At 72.7% G+C, this 20736-nt stretch carries 14 protein-coding genes and 1 pseudogene; 8 read left to right on the top strand and 7 right to left on the bottom strand.

Annotated elements, in window-relative coordinates:
• From ACFWEP_RS07605 to ACFWEP_RS07615, 3 genes are all read left to right on the top strand, one after another.
• A partial coding sequence (locus ACFWEP_RS07605; RefSeq protein ID WP_387367120.1) for an ABC transporter permease occupies positions 1-734 on the top strand: 734 nt, incomplete at its 5' end.
• Positions 713-1468 carry an ABC transporter ATP-binding protein gene (locus tag ACFWEP_RS07610; protein WP_387367123.1) on the top strand — a complete coding sequence of 252 codons (756 nt, stop codon included), beginning with the start codon at positions 713-715 and terminating at the stop codon, positions 1466-1468. The genes ACFWEP_RS07605 and ACFWEP_RS07610, both read left to right, overlap by 22 nt.
• Before the next feature lie 67 nt (positions 1469-1535).
• Positions 1536-2795 (top strand): discoidin domain-containing protein, encoded by a 1260-nt coding sequence (locus ACFWEP_RS07615; RefSeq protein WP_387367126.1) that lies wholly within the window; start codon positions 1536-1538, stop codon positions 2793-2795.
• 317 nt (positions 2796-3112) lie between these two features.
• Here ACFWEP_RS07615 and ACFWEP_RS07620 read toward each other — a convergent pair whose 3' ends face one another.
• From ACFWEP_RS07620 to ACFWEP_RS07650, 7 genes and pseudogenes are all read right to left on the bottom strand, one after another.
• Positions 3113-4234 carry an NADAR family protein gene (locus ACFWEP_RS07620; protein WP_387367129.1) on the bottom strand — a complete coding sequence of 374 codons (1122 nt, stop codon included), beginning with the start codon at positions 4232-4234 and terminating at the stop codon, positions 3113-3115.
• A gap of 339 nt (positions 4235-4573) precedes the next feature.
• Entirely contained in the window at positions 4574-5524 is a 951-nt protein-coding gene (locus tag ACFWEP_RS07625; protein ID WP_387367132.1) for an alpha/beta hydrolase, read from the bottom strand.
• Between the two features lie 212 nt (positions 5525-5736).
• A pseudogene (locus tag ACFWEP_RS07630) lies at positions 5737-6780 on the bottom strand (branched-chain amino acid ABC transporter permease); the annotation flags it as partial.
• The gene (locus ACFWEP_RS07635) at positions 6777-7664 is read right to left on the bottom strand and encodes a branched-chain amino acid ABC transporter permease (RefSeq protein ID WP_387367135.1); all 888 of its coding nucleotides are present in this window, start codon (positions 7662-7664) and stop codon (positions 6777-6779) included. The pseudogene ACFWEP_RS07630 and the gene ACFWEP_RS07635, both read right to left, overlap by 4 nt.
• Positions 7664-8461 (bottom strand): ABC transporter ATP-binding protein, encoded by a 798-nt coding sequence (locus ACFWEP_RS07640; RefSeq protein WP_387367138.1) that lies wholly within the window; start codon positions 8459-8461, stop codon positions 7664-7666. The genes ACFWEP_RS07635 and ACFWEP_RS07640 overlap by 1 nt, the downstream gene beginning before the upstream one ends.
• The gene (locus tag ACFWEP_RS07645; RefSeq protein ID WP_387367141.1) at positions 8458-9252 is read right to left on the bottom strand and encodes an ABC transporter ATP-binding protein; all 795 of its coding nucleotides are present in this window, start codon (positions 9250-9252) and stop codon (positions 8458-8460) included. The genes ACFWEP_RS07640 and ACFWEP_RS07645 overlap by 4 nt, the downstream gene beginning before the upstream one ends.
• Positions 9253-9255: 3 nt before the next feature.
• Entirely contained in the window at positions 9256-10485 is a 1230-nt protein-coding gene (locus ACFWEP_RS07650; RefSeq protein ID WP_387367144.1) for a substrate-binding domain-containing protein, read from the bottom strand.
• Positions 10486-10873: 388 nt separating this feature from the next.
• Here ACFWEP_RS07650 and ACFWEP_RS07655 point away from each other — a divergent pair, with 388 nt between their 5' ends.
• The 5 genes from ACFWEP_RS07655 (at position 10874) to ACFWEP_RS07675 (ending at position 20720) form a co-directional block, all read left to right on the top strand.
• Positions 10874-11695: a CoA transferase subunit A gene (locus ACFWEP_RS07655; protein ID WP_387367147.1), complete on the top strand. Its 822-nt coding sequence runs from the start codon at positions 10874-10876 to the stop codon at positions 11693-11695.
• Between the two features lie 2 nt (positions 11696-11697).
• Positions 11698-12339 (top strand): CoA transferase subunit B, encoded by a 642-nt coding sequence (locus ACFWEP_RS07660; RefSeq protein WP_387367150.1) that lies wholly within the window; start codon positions 11698-11700, stop codon positions 12337-12339.
• Between the two features lie 207 nt (positions 12340-12546).
• Positions 12547-14439, top strand: coding sequence for an ABC transporter transmembrane domain-containing protein (locus ACFWEP_RS07665; RefSeq protein WP_387367153.1), 1893 nt, complete (start codon positions 12547-12549; stop codon positions 14437-14439).
• A complete protein-coding gene (locus ACFWEP_RS07670; protein WP_387367155.1) occupies positions 14436-16217 on the top strand; it encodes an ABC transporter ATP-binding protein in 1782 nt (593 codons plus the stop codon). Before ACFWEP_RS07665 ends, ACFWEP_RS07670 begins: the two co-directional genes overlap by 4 nt.
• A 258-nt stretch (positions 16218-16475) precedes the next feature.
• Positions 16476-20720 carry a molybdopterin-dependent oxidoreductase gene (locus ACFWEP_RS07675; protein ID WP_387367158.1) on the top strand — a complete coding sequence of 1415 codons (4245 nt, stop codon included), beginning with the start codon at positions 16476-16478 and terminating at the stop codon, positions 20718-20720.
• Positions 20721-20736 lie beyond the last annotated feature (16 nt).

A 20736-nucleotide genomic window follows, 5' to 3' on the forward strand; every position in this document is an offset into this window, starting at 1 on the left:
GAGCGCTCGGTCCGCTCCTGCTGCTCGCCGCCTGGCAGTTCGCCGCCGCCACCGGCACGCTCGACCCGCAGACGCTCGCCTCGCCGGGCACGGTCGCCTCGACCGCGTGGGAGCTGGCGGGTGACGGGCAGTTGGGGCACAACCTGCTCGCCTCGCTGCAACGTGCCGCCGTCGGGCTCCTCCTCGGTCTGGTCTGCGCCGTCGTCCTCGCCCTGTTCGCCGGGCTCTCCCGGCTCGGCGAGGCGGTGATCGACGGCACGGCCCAACTGCTGCGCGCCCTGCCGATCCTGGCACTCGTCCCGCTGGCGATCCTCTGGTTCGGCATCGGCGAGGAAGTGAAGATCATCCTGGTGGCGCTCGGCACCTTCTTCCCGATCTACGTCAACACGCACGCCGCGCTGACCGGCCTCGACCTGAAGTGGGCCGAGCTCTCCCAGGTGCTGGGCCTCTCCCGGCGGCTGTTCCTGCTGCGGGTCGTGCTGCCCGGCGCCGCGCCGGGCTTCTTCACCGGGCTGCGCCTCGCCGTCACCGTGTCGTGGCTGGTCCTGGTCGTCAGCGAGCAGATCAACGCCACCAGCGGCATCGGATACCTGATGACGGAGGCCCGCACCTTCGGCGAGACCGACGTCATCGTCGTCGGTCTGGTCGTCTACGGCCTGCTCGGGCTCGCCTCCGACACCCTCGTACGCAACGTCGAAAGGAGGGCTCTGCGATGGCGGACGACGCTCGCCTGAGCCCCGGCACCGAACCGTCGTACGCCGGGCGGGGCGTACGAATCCGTTCCCTGGTCCGCCGCTTCGGCGACCACACCGTCCTCGCCGGAGTCGATCTGGACATCGCCCCCGGCGAGTTCACGGCGCTGCTCGGCCACTCCGGCTCCGGCAAGTCGACCCTGCTGCGTGCCGCGGCCCGGCTCGACCCCGGGGTGGACGGCACGGTCGAGGTGCCCGAGGCGACCGCCGTCGTCTTCCAGGACGCCCGTCTGCTGCCGTGGGCCCGAGTGCTCGACAACGTCGTGCTCGGCCTGCCCGGTTCCCGTACCACCGCCCGGGAGCTGGGCCGCGCCGCGCTTGCCGAGGTCGGGCTCGCCGGGAAGGAGCGCGCCTGGCCCGGCACGCTCTCCGGGGGCGAGGCCCAGCGCGCCGCGCTCGCCCGCGCTCTGGTCCGGGCGCCCGGTCTCCTCCTGCTGGACGAACCGTTCGGTGCCCTGGACGCGCTCACCCGCATCCGCATGCACGCGCTGCTGCGCGATCTGTGCGCCCGCCACCGCCCTGCCGTCCTCCTGGTCACCCACGACGTGGACGAGGCCATCGCGCTGGCCGACCGCGTGCTGGTCCTCGACGAGGGCCGCTTCGCCGCCGACCTGGACATCGCCGGCCGCCTCGGCACCTCGGACCGTCACGCCCATCCGCGGTTCGCCGCCACCCGCGAGGCCCTGCTGGGCCTGCTGGGTGTGACCGCCACCTGACGGCGGGCGCCGCGATCGCCCGCACGCTCTCACCCCGGCACATCCCCGTAGGAGAAGGAGACCGACCGTGCTTCCCGTCGCCCCGTGTGCCCTGGCTCCGCACGCCCGCGTGCGCGCGCTCCTGACCGCCGTGCTGACGGCGGTCCTGGTGGCCGCCGCCCTCGCGGTACCCGGGCCCGCCCGAGCCGTCACCGCAGACCCGGACTTCACCCTGTACGACAACACCGCGTACACCTCGGCCGCGCTCGGCGGTGCCTCCGTCCTCTCCAGCTTCGTCCCCGCCCGCATCTGCGCCTCCCTCGTCGCGGACGGCGCACTGCCCGGCGAGGCCGAGTGGAAGAGCATCGTCCAGTCCTACAACCGCAGCACCGACGGCCCGCTCGTACTGGACTGCGAGACCCTCTACCTCAACTCCACGAGCACCGCCGCCGACCACTACGCGCGCCTGCTGCAACTCCAGAGCTGGGCCCGCGAGGTCGCGCCCGGCCAGGTCATCGGCTGGTACGGGCTGCTCAACAACACCATCAGCGCCAACTACGGCTACTACCGGAACCTGATCGCGGCCGACCCCGACACCGCGTTCTTCCCGTCGCTCTACACCTACTCGGCCGGCGAGGACGCCTGGAACACCGCCCTGACCGCCGACGTCGCGAAGGCCCGAGCCGTGGACGCCGACGTACCGCTGCTGCCGTACGTCTGGCCCCAGTACCACGGCGGTTCCTCGCCGTCCTCCCTCGACTACACCTTCGTCCCCGCGGCCCAGTGGTCCGTGCAGCTCGCCACCATCAGGGAGCTGGGCCTGCCCGGCGCCGTCGTCTGGGGCGGCTGGCCCATCAGCGAGACCTGCGACACGGCCTGCCAGGCGGCGGTCCCGTCCTCCGGCTGGCTCGCCGCCACCCGGTCCTTCCTCGGCGATCTGGCCGACCGCCGCACCGACTTGGCGCGCGGCGCGGCGGCAACCGTGTCCAGCGTGAACGTCACCGGCCGCGACGCGTCCAAGGCGGTCGACGGCGACCCGGCCACGCGCTGGGGCAGCACGTACGCCGATCCGCAGTGGATCACCGTCGACCTCGGGGCCCGGTACCGCGTCGGCGGCGTACGCCTGGTGTGGGAGACCGCATACGGGCGCGCTTACACGGTCCAGGTGTCGGACGACGCCTCGTCCTGGACCACCGCCTACTCCACCACCTCCGGGGCGGGCGGAGTGGAGCGCGTCGAGGGCCTGAGCGCCACCGGCCGCTACGTCCGCGTCCACGGCACGGCCCGGGGCACCTCGTACGGCTACTCGCTGTGGAGTCTGGAGGTGTACGGCACCGCCGTCTCCTGACCCGGCACGGCGCCTTCGCGGTCCCGGACCGCAAGGGCGCCGTTCATCTGCACACGTTCACGATCAACGGGTGCGGATGCACGCGGTCGTGCGTCACTCGATCGAGGCGACTTCGCCGAAGTGCTCCGGTCGGCACGGCCAGGGCGGGTTTCGCACGTGGCGCCGTCGTCCGCCCGGAGGGCGGGTCCGGCGGCGTCCGGTGCGTGCGATCGTACGGCGGAAGGTCGTCCCGATGCTGGATGCATCGGGGCGACCCCGACAGCGCGGCGAGCGTGCGTGCAGGCGTCGCCGGACGGACGGGACTTCCGCAACACGCTTTACATGTCCAGCTCGGCCGCGACGAGTTCGGAGCGGGTCAGCTCCAGCAGTCGGCCCATCCAGTTCCGGCCTTCGAGCCCCTGTTGCCCCCAGAAGTTCGAACTGGTCTCGGCGTAGATCAACCGGGTGGCGCCTGTGGCCATCAGCGTCTCGGCGAACTCGGGGTGCTGGCGGAACTTCGCGCGCAGCAAGCGCGTCATGACGGCAACCCGAACCCGGGGCCAGTCGTCACGCAGGCGGGAAGCCTCAGCGAGCTTCTGCGCGTCATGAGGCCGTTGCGTGCCGAGGATCTCGGCCTGCCGGCGTTCGTCGGCGACCGACAGCGCCCAGTAGGCGTGCGTGACCGTGGGATAGGTACGACCGCCCACGGCGATCGGCGCGGGGAACTCGTTGCGCAGCACCAGGGTGCCCGGATTCTCGGGCAGGCCGCGCGGGTCGACGACCTGATGAAGATGGACGCTGCTCCCGACCGGCTCCGCGGGGCCGTCCGCGGGTGTCTTCGCCTCGTGCCGCTTCCCCAGTTGCTCGCGCTCCGCGAAGTACTCCAAGGCGGAGGCGTGCATCTCGTCGGTCACCTCGACGCTGTTGCCCTTCCACAGCTCGATCCGGTTGCCCGGGCCGGTCGCGATCACCCTGAGGGGGAAGTCCTTGCGGTCCATGTCGCCCAGGGCGTATCTCCGCAGGTGTGCCGGGACATCCTCGTAGGCTTCTCGAACCGCGGTCCGGTGGGCCTCGGTCGGCCGCTCCCGGAAGACGTCGACGGCCGCGAGGCAGCGGCGTGTGGAGTCCGGGCGGCCGTTGAGGTTGTCGATGTCGTCGCGGACCTCGCCGAGCAGCATCTCGGGAGTCAGCCAGGTCCTCGGCTCGGCGAACTTCCATGAAGCGAGGTGGTGGGCCGATGCCCGGGCGCCTTCGGGCAGGTCGGTGGCGACCCATCCGGAGGCGAGCTTGCCGGCGAAGCCCTCCAGGGTCTCCAACCCCCAGCAGTCGACCATTCCGTCGGCGTAGATCACCAGGTCGGTGAGGTGATACCTCGCGCCGTTGCGGATGAAGGCATGCCGCCAGGTGCCCTCGATACGCTCGCCGCCCTCGTCCCGCCACGTCCGCTTCCGTATCGCCATGCGCGCCAGGGTAGTCGTTCGCACTCCCGGAGGATCATGACATTTCGGTTCGTCGAGACAACGAGGCGTGGGGCGCGCCGAGTTCGTCCCGACCGCAGCAGACCTCGCAGGCGATCGGGTACTCGCGGGACGAGGGCACCGCCGCCATGATCCGGTTGGAGTCCTCGGCGACGGAACACGCCCCTCGCCCTCCGCCACGCCCGCTCCGGGCGCTGGGCCCGCGAGTACCCCCTACGGCAGACAGCCCGGGAGGTTCGCCGACTCGGCGAGCGGCCCACCGACCGCGTCCACCCGGCGCACTCTCGGCCGGCCTGGCAGCGGATCGACCACTGCGGGCGATCAGACGGACCCCGCGTCGTCGTGGCCAGCCGCCTCCAGCAGCAGTTCCGCGACGAGTGCCGCGCCCGCCTCGCCCGTCAGCACCGTGTAGTGATTGGTGTCCGGTGCGTGCAGGGTCGTGACCCCGGTGCCGCCCAACGCCGCCGCTTCCAGGCGTTCCTGGTCGTAGAGCCCTTGCGGTTCGTCCATCAGGCCGCGGTCCGCCCAGAGCAGGGTGGCCCGTTCGGGCAGCCGGCGGACGGCGGCCAGCACGTCCTCGTCGAACAGGCCGACCCCGTCGGTACGGACGGCCTCCAACCGGCAGGAGGACCGCAACTCCGGCTCGGCGCCGGTCAGGTCACGCTGGATGTACGCGTCCACCTCGGGCGTCCACCGGTCCGCGAAGGCGGGATGCGCCTGCCAGAACGCCCGGTACGCGGCGCGGTCCGGGAAGGTCATGGTCAGCCGGTCCATGGCCGGTCCGATGACCGCGGTCATGAGCTCGTCCGGGGAGAGATGGGTGGGGGCGGGGAAGCCGACCCCACCGTCCACCAGGAGCAGCGGGCCGAAGAGCGCGGGGTGGCGTACGGCGGCGAGGGCGGCGGTGAAGGCGCCCATGGAGTGCCCGGCGAGTACCGGGCGGTCCGGGGCGAGCGCCGCCGCGAGCGCCGCGGCGTCGTCGGCGTGCGCGGCGATACCGTACGGCCCCGGCAGGTGCGCGCTGCCCGCGCGGCCCCGCAGGTCGGGGGCGAGGAGGGTGGCCCGGCCCGCGAGGTGGCGGGCCACCGCGCCCCAGGAGAGGCCGTTGGCGGTGATGCCGTGCAGGGCCAGCACCGTGGGTGCCTGCGGACGGGAGGCGGGCCAGCGCAGAACGGCGAGTTCTCCGCCCTCGACGGGGACCCGCAGTTCTTCGTGGGGCAGCGGGCCGGGTCCTGCGGGTGCGGCGGCGGACGCCGTTTCGGCGGTGGTCACGACAGATTCCTCTCCTTCGGGCCGACGTCGGCGCGGGCGTGGCCGGTGTGGCGTTCGGTGCCGGGGGCGGCGTCGGCACCCGCCCCCGGAGCCGTACTCTGCCGGACGGCGGGCCCGTCCGGGACCTCACCGGTGCCGGGCGTGCGGTCGGCGTCGGGCAAGCGGCCGGCGTCGCCGCCGTTGCCGGAGCTGGAACCGCGCCGGGCCGCGCGGGCGGCGCGGAGCCGGCCGGGCAGTGCCGCGAGGCCGCCGGGCAGGACGTTGACGACGATCACGAACAGCGCGCCGAGCAGGAACAGCGGCTGGCTGAGCGGCACCCGCAGCACCGCGGGCAGGTCGGCGACGGCCGCGGAGTTGGCCACGTCACCGAGGCGGTGGTCGGCCCACGTGTAGAGGACGCCGCCGAGCATCGGGCCCCAGCGGGTTCCGGAGCCGCCGAGGACGACCATGACCAGCAGGGAAAGGGTGAATTCGGAGCTGGTGGTCTGCGGGGTCGACCCGCCGGTCAGCAACAGGTGCACGATCCCGCCGAGAGCGGCCAGGCCGCCCGCCACGGTGAAGGCGACCAGCTTGAATCCGTACGGGCGCAGGCCCAGCACCTCGACCCGGCGTTCGTTCTCCTTGATGCCCTCCCAGACGCGGCCCGTCGGGGAATGGGTGGTCCAGTGCACGACGACGAGGGTGAGGCCGAGGAAGGCGAGGGTGATCCAGTACAGGTTGGCGGTGTTCTGGATGCCGACGAGCCCTGCGGGCAGGACGTCGGCGGCGACCGCGCGGCCCTCCTCGCCGCCCGTGAAACCGCCGGGGTCGCGGGAGACCACGATCGATCCGGCCTGGGCGAACGCCAGTGTCACCATGGAGAAGCCGATGCCGGTGACCCGCAGGCTGACCGAGCCGAGCAGCACGGACAGGACGAGGCCGAAGACCAGGCCGAGCACCGCGGAAAGGCCGAAGGAGAGCCCGGCCTCCTGCATCATCGTGTTGGTGGCGTAGCTCCCCGCCGCGAAGTACAGCGCGTGGCCGAAGGAGAGCAGCCCGGTGCGGCCGAGCAGCAGGTCATAGCCGGTGGCGAGGGCGCCGAACAGCAGGCAGAGGGCGAGGAGCTGAAGGCTGCCCGGGCTTCCGACCGGCCCGTCCAGCAGTCCGGGGACTTCGAAGGCGCTGTAGGGCAGGACGAAGAGCAGGGCGAAGAGCCCGGCGGGCCACCAGCGCAGCAGGCGGGCAAAAGGGCCTTGCGTGACGGTGATCGTGCTCATGCGAGCCTCCCGGTGAGACCGCGCGGGCGCACCAGCAGCAGGGCGGCGAGCAGCGCGACGACCGCGAGGTCGCCGAGGCCGGCGGTGGTGTAGTAGTTGGCGAACTGCTGGATGAGGCCGATGGCGACGGACGCGACGGCGGCGCCGGAAACCGAGCCCATGCCGCCGGTGACGACGACCACGAAGGCGAAGATCAGCAGTGAGGTGCCCTGACGGGGGTCGACCGACCCGAAGTACAGGCCGCCCAGCGCGCCGCCGAGTGCGGCGGCGGCACCCCCGATGGCGAAGACGAGGGTGAACGCCTTGCGGACGTCGATGCCGAGCGCCGTGACCATGGCCCGGTCCTCGACGCCCGCGCGGACGACCAGGCCGTGCCGGGTGCGGTCGAGGAAGAGTTTCAGGCCCGCCCAGACCAGCACGGCGGCGGCGATCAGGACCAGGCGGTTGGCGGGGACGTTCGCGCCGAGCACGCCGATGGTGTTTTTCAGGGCGTCGGGACCGGGGAAGGTCAGCGCGTCGGTGCCCCAGATGCCCGAGAGCAGTGCGGGGACGGCGAGCGAGACGCCGACCGTGGCGAGGACCTGTTCGCGCGGGCGGGTGTAGAGGGGGCGTACGACGACGAGTTCGAGCACGATCGCCGCGAGGGTCCCGACGAGGACGCCGAACACGACGGCCCACACGAAGGCGAAGCCGCCGGAACCCGCGCCGGGGAGGTTGCCGGAGGCGGCCCACCAGGTCGCGTAGGCGCCGATGGAGAGCAGCGCGCCGTGGGCGAAGTTGAGCACGTCCATCAGGCCGAAGATCAGCGACAGCCCGGAGGCGACGAGAAAGTACAGCGCACCCAGGCCGAGGCCGGTCAGGGTGAGCAGGACGACGGTGTCCATCAGGCGTCGGCCTCCGAACGGTCGGGCCGCACCGGTGCGGAAGCGGGCGCGGTGGATTGGGTGGCGGGCGCGCGGCCGACGCCGAGCAGGCGGCGGGTGGCCTCCGGGTCCTGGAGGAGGTCGGCGGCGGGCCCCTGGTGGGCGGTGCGGCCGTCCGCGAGCACCGTGAGTCGCGTGGCGAGCCGGCGCACCATGGCGAGGTTCTGCTCGACGAGCAGGACCGGCACGGCTTCGGCCGCGCGTTCCAGTACCTCGGTGACCTCGGTGACGACCTTCGGGGCGAGGCCCTTGGTCGGCTCGTCGGCGATGATCAGCCGGTTGCTGTTGAGCAGAGTGCGGCCGATGGCCACCATCTGCTGCTGGCCGCCGGAAAGCGTGCCCGCCAACTGCCTCGCACGGGTGCGGAGTTCGGGGAACAGTTCGTGGACGAGCGCGTAGTCCGCATCGCCGTCGGGGCGTTCGGCCAGCCGGAGGTTCTCCGCGACGGTCAGTCCGGCGAAGATCCCCCGGTCCTCGGGGGCGTAGCCGATGCCGCGGCGCACCAGGGTGTGCGTGGGCAGGTGCGCGGTCTCGTCGCCGTCGAGCAGCACGCTGCCGGTGCGCGGCACCAGGCCGAGCACCCCGCGCACGGTGGTGGTCTTGCCCGCGCCGTTGCGGCCGAGCAGGGCGGTGACTCCCCGGGACGCGACGTCGAGGTCGACGCCGTGCAGGATGTGCCGGCCGCCGATCAGCACCCGCAGGCCGCGGACGGAGAGCAGCGGGCCGGTGGCGGGCCGGTGGCCCCGGCCGGCGCTCACAGGGCCGCTCCCAGGTACGCCTGCTGCACGGTGGCGTCGGCGGTCACGGCTTCGGGGGTGTCCAGCGCGAGGAGACTGCCGTGGTGCATAACGGCGAGCCGGTCGGCCAGCCCCAGCAGGACGTCCATGTGGTGCTCCACCATGAGTACGGTGCGGCCCTCGTCGCGGTGCAGGCCGCGGATCAGTTCGGTCAGGGCGGGGATCTCCTCGGCGCTGACGCCCGCCATCGGTTCGTCGAGCAGCATCAGCCGGGGCTCGCCGACCAGCAGGACGGCGAGTTCCAGCTTCCGTTTCTCCCCGTGCGAGAGAGAGCCGGCGAGGGCGTCGGCGCGGTGCTCCAGACCGGTGCGGGCGAGGACGTCGTCGACCTGCGTCCGGTAGCGGGAGGCCCGCCGCCAGATCCGGTACGAACCGCCGCCCGCGGCCTGCGCGCCGAGCCGGACGTGCTCGGCGACGCTCATCGCGGGCCACAGGCTCGACGTCTGGAAGGTGCGGCCGAGCCCGCGCCGCGCCCGGGCGTGCGGGGCCTCGCCGGTGATGTCGGCGCCGTCCAGGACGACGTGGCCGGTGGTCGCCGGGACGAGGCCGCTGATCAGGTTGAACAGCGAGGTCTTACCGGCCCCGTTGGGGCCGATGAAGGCGAGGAACTCGCCCTCCCGGACGTCGAGGGTGACGTCGGTGAGGATGGTCGCGCCGCCGACGGTCCAGCCGACGGACTCCAGAGCGAGGACGGTGGCACCGGGCGCCTGGGCGCCCGGCCCGTCCCCGGCGTTCCGGGGTGTCGCGGTCATGGATCAGCCCGCCAGCGGCTTGACGGGAGGAACGACGTCGCCCATCGGAAGCTTCTTGATCAGCTCGGGGACCGCGGTGGCGCCGTTGCCCTTGAGCTTCGCCTGGAACATCGGCTGGAGCATGGCGTGGTCCTCGGCGCGGATCTGCTGCTCGCCCTTGACGCCTTCGAACGTCCAGCCCTCCAGGGCCTTCACCATGGCGTCCACGTCGTCGCCGCCCTCCTCGACCGCGCGCACGATCATCTGCGCGGCGCTGAAGCCGTCCGGGCTGAACAGGTCGGGGGTGCCGCCGGCCTTCTCGACCGAGGCGGTCATGGCTTTCTCGGCTTCGGTGCCCGCCGCTCCTGCGAAGTAGTGCGCGAGGAAGGTGATCTTCTCGCCGCCGGCGCCGAAGACGGGGTACGAGGCGGTGCCCGCGAGGCCGGTGGTGACGGTGGACGAGGCGAGGACGCCCTGCTGGTCGAGCGCCGTCCACAGCGCGGGCGCGGTGGCTCCGGCCCAGGCGACGAAGACCAGGTCGGGCCCGGCGGACTTGACCTGGCGGGCGAACGGGGTCAGGTCCGTGGCGCTCGGCGGTGCGAGCACCGACGACACCTGGGCGCCCTCTCCGCCGAGGACGGCCTTGACCGCGGCCACGTTGGCCTGGCCGAAGGTGGAGTCCTGGGCGAGGACGGTGACCTTCTTGCCCTTGGCGTCGCCGAGCATCGCGGCGGCGGTCAGGGTGTCCTGGTAGGACTGCCGCCCGGACCGGAAGGTGTACTTGTTGATGCCGGTGACGGCGTCCGTGGCGGCGGGGCCATCGATGAACAGCACCTTGTTCTGGGCGGCCAGCGGGGCCATCTGGAGGGCGATGCCGGAGTCGGTGCTGCCCGCGATGATCTTGGTGCCCTTGCCGATGAGGTCCTTGGCCGCGGCGACCGCCTTGGAGGCGTCGCCCGCGTCGTCGCGCTCGGTCACCTCGATGGTCCGGCCGCCGGCCTTGCCGGTGCCCTTGGTGGCGTACTCCAGTCCGGCCTTGAAGCCCTCGATGTACTGCTTTCCGTAGGCGGCCAGCGGACCGGTCTTGGAGTAGACGAGGCCGACGTCGACGGTCTTGGCCCCGCCGGAGTCCGACGTGTCGGAGCCGGCCGTGCCCGCCTGGGCGCAGCCCGACGCGAGGAGGGCGGACAGCGCGAGGGCGGACACGGCCGTGAGGGTTCTGGTGCGGCGGGGGTGGGCTGAGTTGACGGACATCGGCCGGCTCCTGGGGAGTGGGGGCCGCACCTGTTCTGTCCCGGTCGTGCTCCCTGGAGCGGGGCACTTCTGCGCGGACGGCGGTGGCGGCGCGGTTTTCTGACGGTTGGGACGGTAAAAGTTGCCCACCGGCGCCGACATGGTGCCGTGCACCGCACCTGTGGCCCCGCTCATGTGCCCGGCCCACATGGCGGCGCCGTCCGGGGGGCGGCGATCGTGTACGGCGGGCGGCCCGGGACACCGCGTTCCGCGCCGCCCGATCCCCGCCCGGCACCCGGGCCGGTTCTCTCTCCGACACGGCTTACCGGCGGGCCGCTCGCCCGCCGCGCCCCTCGCCGTTCCCCTGGCCCGGGCCCCCTCTCCCCCGTACGGAAGCAGGCACGAAGACATGAGCATGGACAAGGTGGTGGACTCCGCCGCTCGGGCGGTGGCCGGCATTCCGGACGGCGCGTTGCTCGCCGTCGGCGGCTTCGGCGTGTGCGGCATCCCCTCCGCGCTGATCGCCGCCCTCGTGGAGGCCGGTACCGGCAACCTGAGGGTCGTCTCCAACAACTGCGGCCTCGACGACTGGGGCCTCGGTCTCCTGCTGCGCGCAGGGCGCATCGTCCGGATGACGTCCTCGTACGTCGGGGAGAACAAGGAGTTCGCCCGTCAGTACCTCTCCGGGGAGCTGGAGGTGGAGCTCACCCCGCAGGGCACGCTGGCCGAACGGCTGCGCGCGGGCGGGTCGGGCATCCCCGCGTTCTTCACTCCCGCCGGTGTCGGCACACAGGTGGAGGAAGGCGGGCTGCCCTGGCGGTACGCCGTGGACGGCACGGTCGCGGTGGCCTCGCCGCCGAAGGAGGTACGGGAGTTCCGCGGCGGGCGCTATCTGCTGGAGGAGGCGATCACCGCCGACTTCGCCCTGGTGCGCGCCGCCGTGGCCGACCGTCACGGCAACTGCGTCTTCCACGCGGCCGCCGCGAACTTCAACCCGCTCGCGGCGATGGCCGGCCGCGTCACGCTGGTCGAGGCCGAGCGGATCGTGGAGCCGGGCGAACTGGACCCCGGCGCGGTGCATCTGCCGGGCGTCTTCGTGGATCACGTGGTCGCCGCCGACCCGGAGGACCGCCGCATCGAACGCCGCACGCTCCGCGCCGTGCGGGTACCCACCGCCCCCACCGGCCCTACCGTCACCGAGCCCGCCGCAGCGGCGGCGAAGGAGAACTGACGATGCCTCTCGACCGTGACCAGCTCGCCGCCCGGGCCGCCCGGGAACTCCTCGACGGACAGTACGTGAACCTGGGCATCGGCCTGCCCACGCTGATACCCGGCCACCTTCCGGAGGGCGTGCACGTGGTGCTGCACTCCGAGAACGGCATCCTCGGCGTCGGCCCGTACCCGGTCGCCGGGGAGGAGCATCCTGACCTGGTCAACGCGGGCAAGGAGACGGTGACCGTGCTGCCGGGCGCCGCCTACTTCGACTCGGCGCTCTCCTTCGGCATGATCCGCGCGGGCCGCATCGACGTCTCCGTGCTCGGCGGGATGCAGGTCTCCGCCCGGGGCGACCTGGCCAACTGGACCGTGCCCGGGAAGATGGTGAAGGGGATGGGCGGGGCGATGGACCTGGTGCACGGGGCCCGGCGCGTTCTGGTGGTGATGGAGCACACCGCGAAGGACGGCACTCCGAAGATCGTCGAGGAGCTGACCCTGCCCGCCACCGGGCGCGGAGTCGTCCACCGGATCATCACCGATCTGGCCGTCGTCGACGTGACCGAGGGCGGCCTGGTCCTCGTGGAGTGCGCCGAGGGTGTGAGCGAGGAGGAGGTCCGCGCAGCGACAAAGGCGCGGCTCCTCGCGCCGGCGAAGGCCTGACACCTCGCCGCCACGAGGCCCCCGAGCCCCCCGAGGGCGATACGGGCTGCCGGGGTCCCGGAGATTCGGCTACCAGGCGAAAAGGCACCGATCCACGGAAAATCATTTGCCCGGAACCGGTAAGAGAGGCAAACCTTACTGTTTGCCCTTCACCACTTCGGTAGCCCCGTCGCCGGTGGACTCCGTACTTCCGATTCTTGGGACTCCATGCAGATTCGTGATCTTCCGTACCAGGACCCCGGCGATCCTGACGTCCGTTCCGGCCCCCGCTTTCTCGTCTGGCTCGGCCGCAACCAGCTCAAGGGACAGCTCTTTTCGCTCTCCTGGGGTCTCTTCCACCAACTGGCCCTGGCCGGGCTGCCGCTGGCGGCCGGTCTCGCGGTGCAGGCGGTGATCGACCGTTCCGGCGGGCGGCTCGCCCTGTCCGGGGGCATGATCCTGCTGCTGGGCATCGGCATCGCGGTCGGCGACACCATGCTCCACCGCACCGCCGTCGCCAACTGGATCACCGCCGCCGCCCGGGTGCAGCAGCTCCTCGCCCGGCGGACCGCCGAACTCGGCTCGGCCCTGACGCGGCGGGTGGCGGCCGGTGAAGTGGTCGCGGTCTCCACAAGTGATGTCGAGAAGATCGGCTGGTTCATCGAGGCGCTCTCCCGGTTCGCCGCCTCGGCGGTCGCCCTCGTGCTGATCTGCGTCGGCCTGGTGCTGTATCTGCCGTCGCTCGGCTTCCTGGTGGCGCTCTCCGTACCCGTACTCGCGCTGGCGATGCTGCCGTTGCTGCCCCGGGCGACCCGGCGGGCCGACCTCCAGCGGGAGAAGGCGGGCAAGGCCACCGAGCTGGCGTCGGACACCGTCGCGGGGCTGCGGGTGCTGCGCGGCATCGGTGGGGAGGAACTCTTCCTCGGCCGCTACCGCCGCGCCTCCCAGGAGGTCCGCGGCGCGGCCGTGCACAGCGCCCGCATGTGGTCCCTGATCTCCGCCGTCCAGGTGCTGCTGCCCGGCCTGCTGCTGATCGCACTGGTCTGGCACGGAGCCGGGCTGGCCCGTGACGGGGAGATCGAGGTGGGGCAGCTGGTCACCGTGTTCAACTCCGCGATGCTGCTGCTGTATCCGCTGCGGACGGTGGAGGAGATCGCCATGGCCTACTCCTTCTCCCGTCCCTCCGCCCAACGCGCCGTCCGGGTGCTCTCGCTGCGCCGGGACGCGCGCCCGGCTGCCGACGGCACCGCGCGTACGGCCGGGGCCGCCGCAGAAGCGCTTCCTTCCGGCGATCTGTACGACCCGGTCACCGGTCTGCTCGCCTCCGCCGGACTCTTCACCGCCGTGGTCTGCGGGGACCCGGACGAGGCGGGACGGCTGGCCGAGCGGCTCGGCGGCCACGCCCCCGCCGAGGACGCGCGGGACGGGGCCGCGGTTGGAATCGCGGTGCCGTCCGTGCTGCTGGGCGGCAGCGCGCTGGACGAACTCCCGCTGGAGCGGGCGCGTACCGCCGTCCTGGTCCAGGACAAGGACCCGGTGCTGCTCTCCGGCACCCTGCGGGAGCTGCTCGACGTACCCGCGTCGGGAGCGGTGCGCGCCGAGGACGCGCTGTCGGCCGCCTACTGCGACGACGTGCTGGACGCGCTGGCCCAGGCGTCCGTCGACACCGACGGCGACCCGATGAAAACGCGCATCACCGAGCGCGGCCGTTCGCTCTCCGGGGGACAGCGGCAACGGCTGGCCTTGGCCCGCTCGCTGGTCACCGACCCGGAGGTGCTGGTCCTCGACGAGCCGACCTCGGCCGTGGACTCGCACACGGAGTCCAAGGTGGGCGCCGGAATCAGAGAACTGCGCCGGGGCCGCACCACGGTGGTGTTCTCCTCCTCGCCGCTGCTGCTGGACCTCGCCGACCGGGTCGCACTGGTCCGTGCCGGGACGGTCGTCGCGGCGGGGCCGCACCGCGAACTCCTGCTCACCGACCCGCTCTACCGATCGGTCGTCACCCGGGAGACCGAGGACGAGGCGACGGCAGCCGGACCGCCGGACCGCGCCGGGACGGACAGCGCCACCGATGAGCTGAACAGGCTCCGGGAAGCCGGAGAGATCGAGGAGAGGGCATGATCGGCCTCGCACCACCGCCGTACGACCCGGCCGCGCCGACGACCGCCACCACCCTGCCGGTGGGCTCCGCCGCCACCGTGCGGGAGTACGTCCGCGATCTGCTGCGGCGTCATCGCCGTGCGTTCGCCGTGCTCGTCGCCGCCAACGTGGTCGCGGTGGTCGCGTCCATCGTCGGCCCGTACCTGCTGGGCGGGCTGGTGGAGGACCTGGCGGACGGGGCCACCGACCTGCACCTGGGGCGGACGACCGCGATCTTCGCGGCGGCCCTGCTGATCCAGACGCTCTTCACCTGGACGATGCGGCTGCGCAGCGCGATGCTCGGCGAGGAGATGCTCGCCGACCTTCGCGAGGACTTCCTCGTCCGCGCGGTGGGACTGCCGCCCGGAGTGCTGGAGCGGGCGGGCACGGGCGACCTGCTCTCCCGGATCACCACGGACATCGACCGGCTGGCCAACGCCATGCGCGAGGCTGTTCCGCAGCTCGTCATCGGGGTGGTCTGGGCAGGTCTGCTGATCGGCGCGCTCACCGTGACGGCGCCGCCGCTGGCGCTCGCGGTCCTCGTCGCCCTGCCCCTGCTGCTCACCGGCTGCCGCTGGTACTTCAAGCGGGCGCCCTCGGCGTACCGCTCGGAGTCCGCGGGGTACGCCGCGGTGGCGGCGATGCTCGCGGAGACGGTGGACGCGGGGCGGACTGTCGAGGCCCACCGGCTCGGCGCGCGCCGGGTGGCGCTGTCGGAGCGGCGGGTCATGGAGTGGACCCGTTGGGAGCGGTACACGCTCTTCCTGCGCTCGGTGCTCTTCCCGGTCATCAACCTCACGTACGTGACGATCCTCGGCACCGTACTGATGCTGGGCGGCTGGTTCGTCCTGGAGGGATGGATGACCGTCGGACAGCTGACGACCGGGGCGCTGCTGGCGCAGATGCTGGTCGATCCCCTGGGGCTGGTGCTTCGCTGGTACGACGAGTTGCAGGTGGCCCAGGTGTCGCTGGCCCGACTGGTCGGGGTGCGCGACATCGAGCCGGACGCGGGTGACGAGTCGGTCAGTCCCGAGGGCCGGAAGGTGCGGGCCGAGGACGTGCGGTTCGGTTATCGCGCCGGGGTGGACGTGCTGCACGAGGTGACGCTGGACGTGGCCCCGGGCACGCGGCTCGCGCTGGTCGGTCCGTCCGGGGCGGGCAAGTCCACCCTGGGCCGGCTGCTGGCGGGCATCTACGCGCCGAGGACGGGTGAGGTGACGCTCGGCGGCGCGGAGCTGTCCCGGATGCCCGCGGAGCGGGTGCGCGAGCACGTCGCGCTCGTCAACCAGGAGCACCACGTGTTCGTCGGTTCGCTCCGCGACAACCTGCTGCTGGCGCGGACCGGCGCCGAGGACGCCGCACTGTGGGCGTCGCTCGCCGCGGTGGACGCGGACGGCTGGGCGAGGGCGCTTGCGGAGGGTCTGGACACCGCTGTGGGTTCGGGCGGCCTGGCTCTGACCCCGGCTCAGGCCCAGCAGATCGCGCTGGCGCGGCTGGTCCTGGCCGATCCGCACACCCTGGTGCTGGACGAGGCGACCTCGCTGCTGGACCCGCGTGCGGCCCGGCATCTGGAGCGGTCTCTGGCCCGGGTGCTCGAAGGCCGGACGGTGGTGGCCATCGCTCACCGGCTGCACACCGCGCACGACGCGGACGTGATCGCGGTCGTGGAGAAGGGCCGGATCAGCGAACTCGGCAGCCACGACGAGCTGGTCGCGGCGGACGGCGCCTACGCGGCGCTGTGGCGGTCCTGGCACGGGTGAGCCTCGCGGGGCTCCCCCTGGTCACCCTGGGGGAGCCCCGCCCGCCTCACGGCTCCGCCCGTCCTTGTGCTCAGCCGGTCTTCCGCCCCACCCCGCCTCACACGGCGCCGGCCGGTCGTGTGCGCGGGGAGTAACCCCGCGCACCCGCGGCGCGTCACCATCCGGAAATTCGCTCTTCCTACGGTGCTGTTACAGGGATCACCGCAGAGCGGCGGACGGTCCCGCCCGGTAAGGCACACACCGCGGGGTGGGGGTTCGGTGACATCTGGCTCGGACGACGGCAGCGTCCGTACGGTCTGTTCGTACTGCGGCGTGGGCTGCGGGATCGTGCTCGACCTGGTACGGGACCCGGCCGACGGGCGCCGCCGGGTGGCCAAGGCGTACGGGGACAAGTCGCACCCCGCCAACTCGGGGCGGCTGTGCACCAAGGGGGCGACCAGCGCCGACCTGATGGCGGCGCCCGGGCGGATGGGCAGGGCGCTGGTGCGCGCCGAGCGGGGCGCCGAGCCGGTGGAGACGGACGTCGACGAGGCCGTCGCCTCGGTCGCGGGCCGGCTGCGGGCGATCCTGGACGAGCACGGGCCGGACGCCCTGGCCTTCTACGTCTCCGGGCAGATGTCCCTGGAGGCGCAGTACCTGGCGAACAAGCTGGCCAAGGGGTTCGTCCGTACCAGCCGGATCGAGTCCAACTCGCGGCTGTGCATGGCGTCCGCGGGCACCGGATACAAGCTGTCGCTCGGCGCCGACGGCCCGCCCGGCTCGTACCAGGACTTCGACCGCGCGGACGCGTTCTTCGTCATCGGCGCCAACATGGCCGACTGCCACCCCATCCTCTTCCTGCGCATGATGGACCGGGTGAAGGCGTCCGGCGCCAAGCTGATCGTCGTGGACCCGCGTCGCAACGCCACCGCCGACAAGGCCGATCTCTTCCTGCGGATCAAGCCGGGCACCGATCTCGCCCTGCTGAACGGCCTGCTGCATCTGCTGGTCGAAGGCGGCCACACCGACGAGGAGTTCATCGCCGCCTTCACCGAGGGATGGGAGGAGATGCCCGCGTTCCTCGCCGAGTTCACGCCCGACCGGGTCGCGGAGATCACCGGGATCCCGGAGTCGGACATCCGGCTGGCCGCGCGGTGGATCGGCGAGGCCGGGGAGTGGATGAGCTGCTGGACCATGGGGCTGAACCAGTCGACCCACGGGACGTGGAACACCAACGCGCTGGTCAACCTGCACCTCGCCACCGGCGCGATCTGCCGCCCCGGCTCCGGCCCCTTCTCGCTGACCGGCCAGCCCAACGCCATGGGCGGCCGCGAGATGGGTTACATGGGTCCGGGTCTGCCCGGCCAGCGGTCCGTGCTGGTCGACGCCGAGCGGGCCTTCACCGAGAAGCTGTGGCGGATACCCGAGGGTTCGCTGCGTACCGAAACCGGGCGCGGCACGGTAGAGATGTTCGAGCAGCTGGCCGCCGGCGACATCAAGGCGTGCTGGATCATCTGCACCAACCCGGTCGCCTCGGTGGCCAATCGCAGGACGGTCATCGCCGGTCTGGAGGCGGCCGAACTCGTCATCACCCAGGACGTGTTCGCGGAGACGGAGACCAACGCCTACGCGGACGTGGTGCTGCCCGCGACGCTGTGGGCGGAGTCCGACGGGGTCATGGTCAACTCGGAGCGCAACCTCACCCTCGTCCAGGGGGTCGTCGATCCGCCCGGACAGGCCCTGCCCGACTGGGAGTTGATCGCCCGGGTGGCATGCGCGATGGGGTTCACCGAGGGGTTCACGTACGCCTCGGCCGAGGAGGTCTTCGAGGAGCTCAAGCAGGCGTGGAACCCGACGACCGGCTGGGACCTGCGCGGTGTGACGTACGACCGGCTGCGCGACACCCCGGTGCAGTGGCCGGCGCCGGCCGCCGACGGGCCGGACCGCAACCCGGTCCGCTATCTCAACGACGGTGTCAGCCAGACCTTGCTGGAGCGTGAGGACGCGACCCGCCCCCGTCTCGCGTTTCCCACCGCGAGCGGACGCGCCCGCTTCTTCGCCCGGCCGCATCTGCCGGCGGCCGAACTCCCCGACGACGACTTCCCGTTTCTGCTGAACACGGGCCGGCTGCAGCACCATTGGCACACGCTGACCAAGACCGGCAAGGTCGCCAAACTGACCAAGCTGAACCCCGGACCGTTCGTGGAGGTCCACCCCGAGGACGCGGGGCGGCTCGGCGTGGCGGCGGGCGATCACCTGGAGGTCACCTCCCGGCGCGGGCGTGCCGTCCTGCCCGTGGTGGTCACCGACCGGGTCCTGCCGGGCACCGCGTTCGCGCCCTTCCACTGGAACGACCTGTTCGGCGAGTACCTCAGCGTCAACGCCGTCACCAACGACGCCGTCGACCCCCTCTCCTTCCAGCCGGAGTTCAAGGTCTGCGCCGTCAACCTCGCCCGGACGGCCGCACCCGTCCCGGCGGGCCGCCCGAGCACCGAACCGGAGACCACACCCGTGCCCCTGCTCCCCGCGCCCGTGACCGTCCCCGCGGCCGCCGCCCCGGCCGGCTCCCCCGTCCTGGCGCTCGCCGCCCTGCTCGGCCTGCCCGAACTCGCTCCGCCTCCGCTCGCCGAGCCGGAGCGCCGCTATCTCTCCGGCTACCTCTCCGGGCTCGCCGCCGCCCCGCCGGCCACGGGCGTGCCCGTCCTGCCGCCGGACGCGCCCTTCGACACCGGCCACGCCCTCTGGGTCGACGGCGTCCTCGCGGGGATGTTCTCCCGCACTGCGGCACCGGCCGCCGCCGCGATGTCGGCGTCGGCGCTCGCCCAACCGGGCGAACCGGCCGGGGAAGCCGCCGTACCCGCTCGCCGTCTGGTCCTCCTGTGGGCCTCGCAGACCGGCAACGCCGAGGAGTTCGCCCGGGGCGCCGCCGCACACCTCGCCCGGGCGGGCCGCGCCCCCGAACTCCTGGCCATGGCGGAGGCGACGCCCGCGCACCTCACCCCCGGGACCGACGTACTCCTCGTCACCAGTACGTTCGGCGACGGTGAAGCCCCGGACAACGGCAGCGACTTCTGGCAGAGGCTGTCCGCGGAGGGAGCCGGCGGGCTGGTGGGGGTCAGGTACGCGGTCCTCGCGCTGGGTGATTCCTCCTACGACGACTTCTGCGGCCACGGGCGCCGGCTCGACGAGCGTTTCGCCGCCCTCGGCGCCACCCGCCTCGTCCCCCGCGCCGACTGCGAACCCGACTTCGGAGAGCGTGCCGAACAGTGGCTGGGCCAGGTACTCACCGCCCTGGACGGGACCGTGGCCGACGCCGGGCGTCCGGACCACGCGGCCCCGGCCCGGTCGGCGCCCGCCGCCGTACCCGCCACCCGGGCGGCCACGCCGCCCGCCGCCGTACCGGCCGGCTACACCAGGACGTCGCCGTTCGCCACCCTGCTCGTCGGCAACAGGCTGCTGAGCCTGCCCGGTTCGGGCAAGGAGGTGCGGCAGTTCGCCTTCGACACCCGTGACGGCGAACTCGCCTACGACGCGGGGGACGCACTCGGCGTGTGGCCGGCCAACAGCGCGGGGCTCACCGCCGAGTGGCTGGCGCTCACCGGCCTCGACCCCGACGAGCCGGTGGACCTGGGCGGCGGGCCACTCACGCTGGAGGAGGCGCTGCGCACCCGGCTGGACATCTCCCGTGTCAGCACCGGCCTGCTGCGGTTCCTGATGGAACGCACCGACAGTCACGAGCTGAAGCGGCTGCTGCGCCCCGACAACAAGGACGCGCTGGCCAAGTGGAGCTGGGGCCGGCAGGCGGCGGACGCGGTCGCCGAGTTCCCGGTCCGCGCGTCGGCGGCGGACTGGACGGGAGCGCTCAAGCGCCTCCAGCCCCGCCTGTACTCGATCTCCTCCAGTCCGCTGGCCCACCCGGGCGAGGTACGTCTCACCGTCTCGGTCGTCCGCTGGGCCAACCGGCTCGGCCGCGACCGCAAGGGCGTCTGCTCCACCTACCTCGCCGACCACGCCGACGACGGTCCCGTCCAGGTCTTCGTGCAGCGCTCCCCGCACTTCCGCCCGCCGGCGGACCCGTCCACCCCGATGATCATGGTCGGCCCCGGCACCGGGGTGGCCCCCTTCATCGGGTTCCTGGAGGAACGGCAGGCGCGCGGCCACTCGGGCCCCAACTGGCTCTTCTTCGGCGAACAGCGCCGGGCCACCGATTTCTACCACCGTCAGGACCTGGAGGCGTACCGGGCGTCGGGACACCTCGACCGCCTCGACCTCGCCTTCTCCCGCGACCAGCGCAACAAGGTGTACGTCCAGGACCGGATGCGCGAGCACGGCCCCCGCCTCTGGCAGTGGCTGAAGGACGGTGCCCACTTCTACGTGTGCGGCGACGCCGGCCGCATGGCCAAGGACGTCGACCGTGCTCTGCGGGACATCGTCGCCGCGCACGGCTCCATGGACGCCGACGAGGCCGCCGCCTACGTCAGGCGCCTGGCGGCGGACAAGCGCTACGTCCGTGACGTGTACTGACGGAACGCAGCGTGGC

The organism is Streptomyces sp. NPDC060198, from assembly GCF_042728415.1.
Lineage (GTDB): Bacteria > Actinomycetota > Actinomycetes > Streptomycetales > Streptomycetaceae > Streptomyces.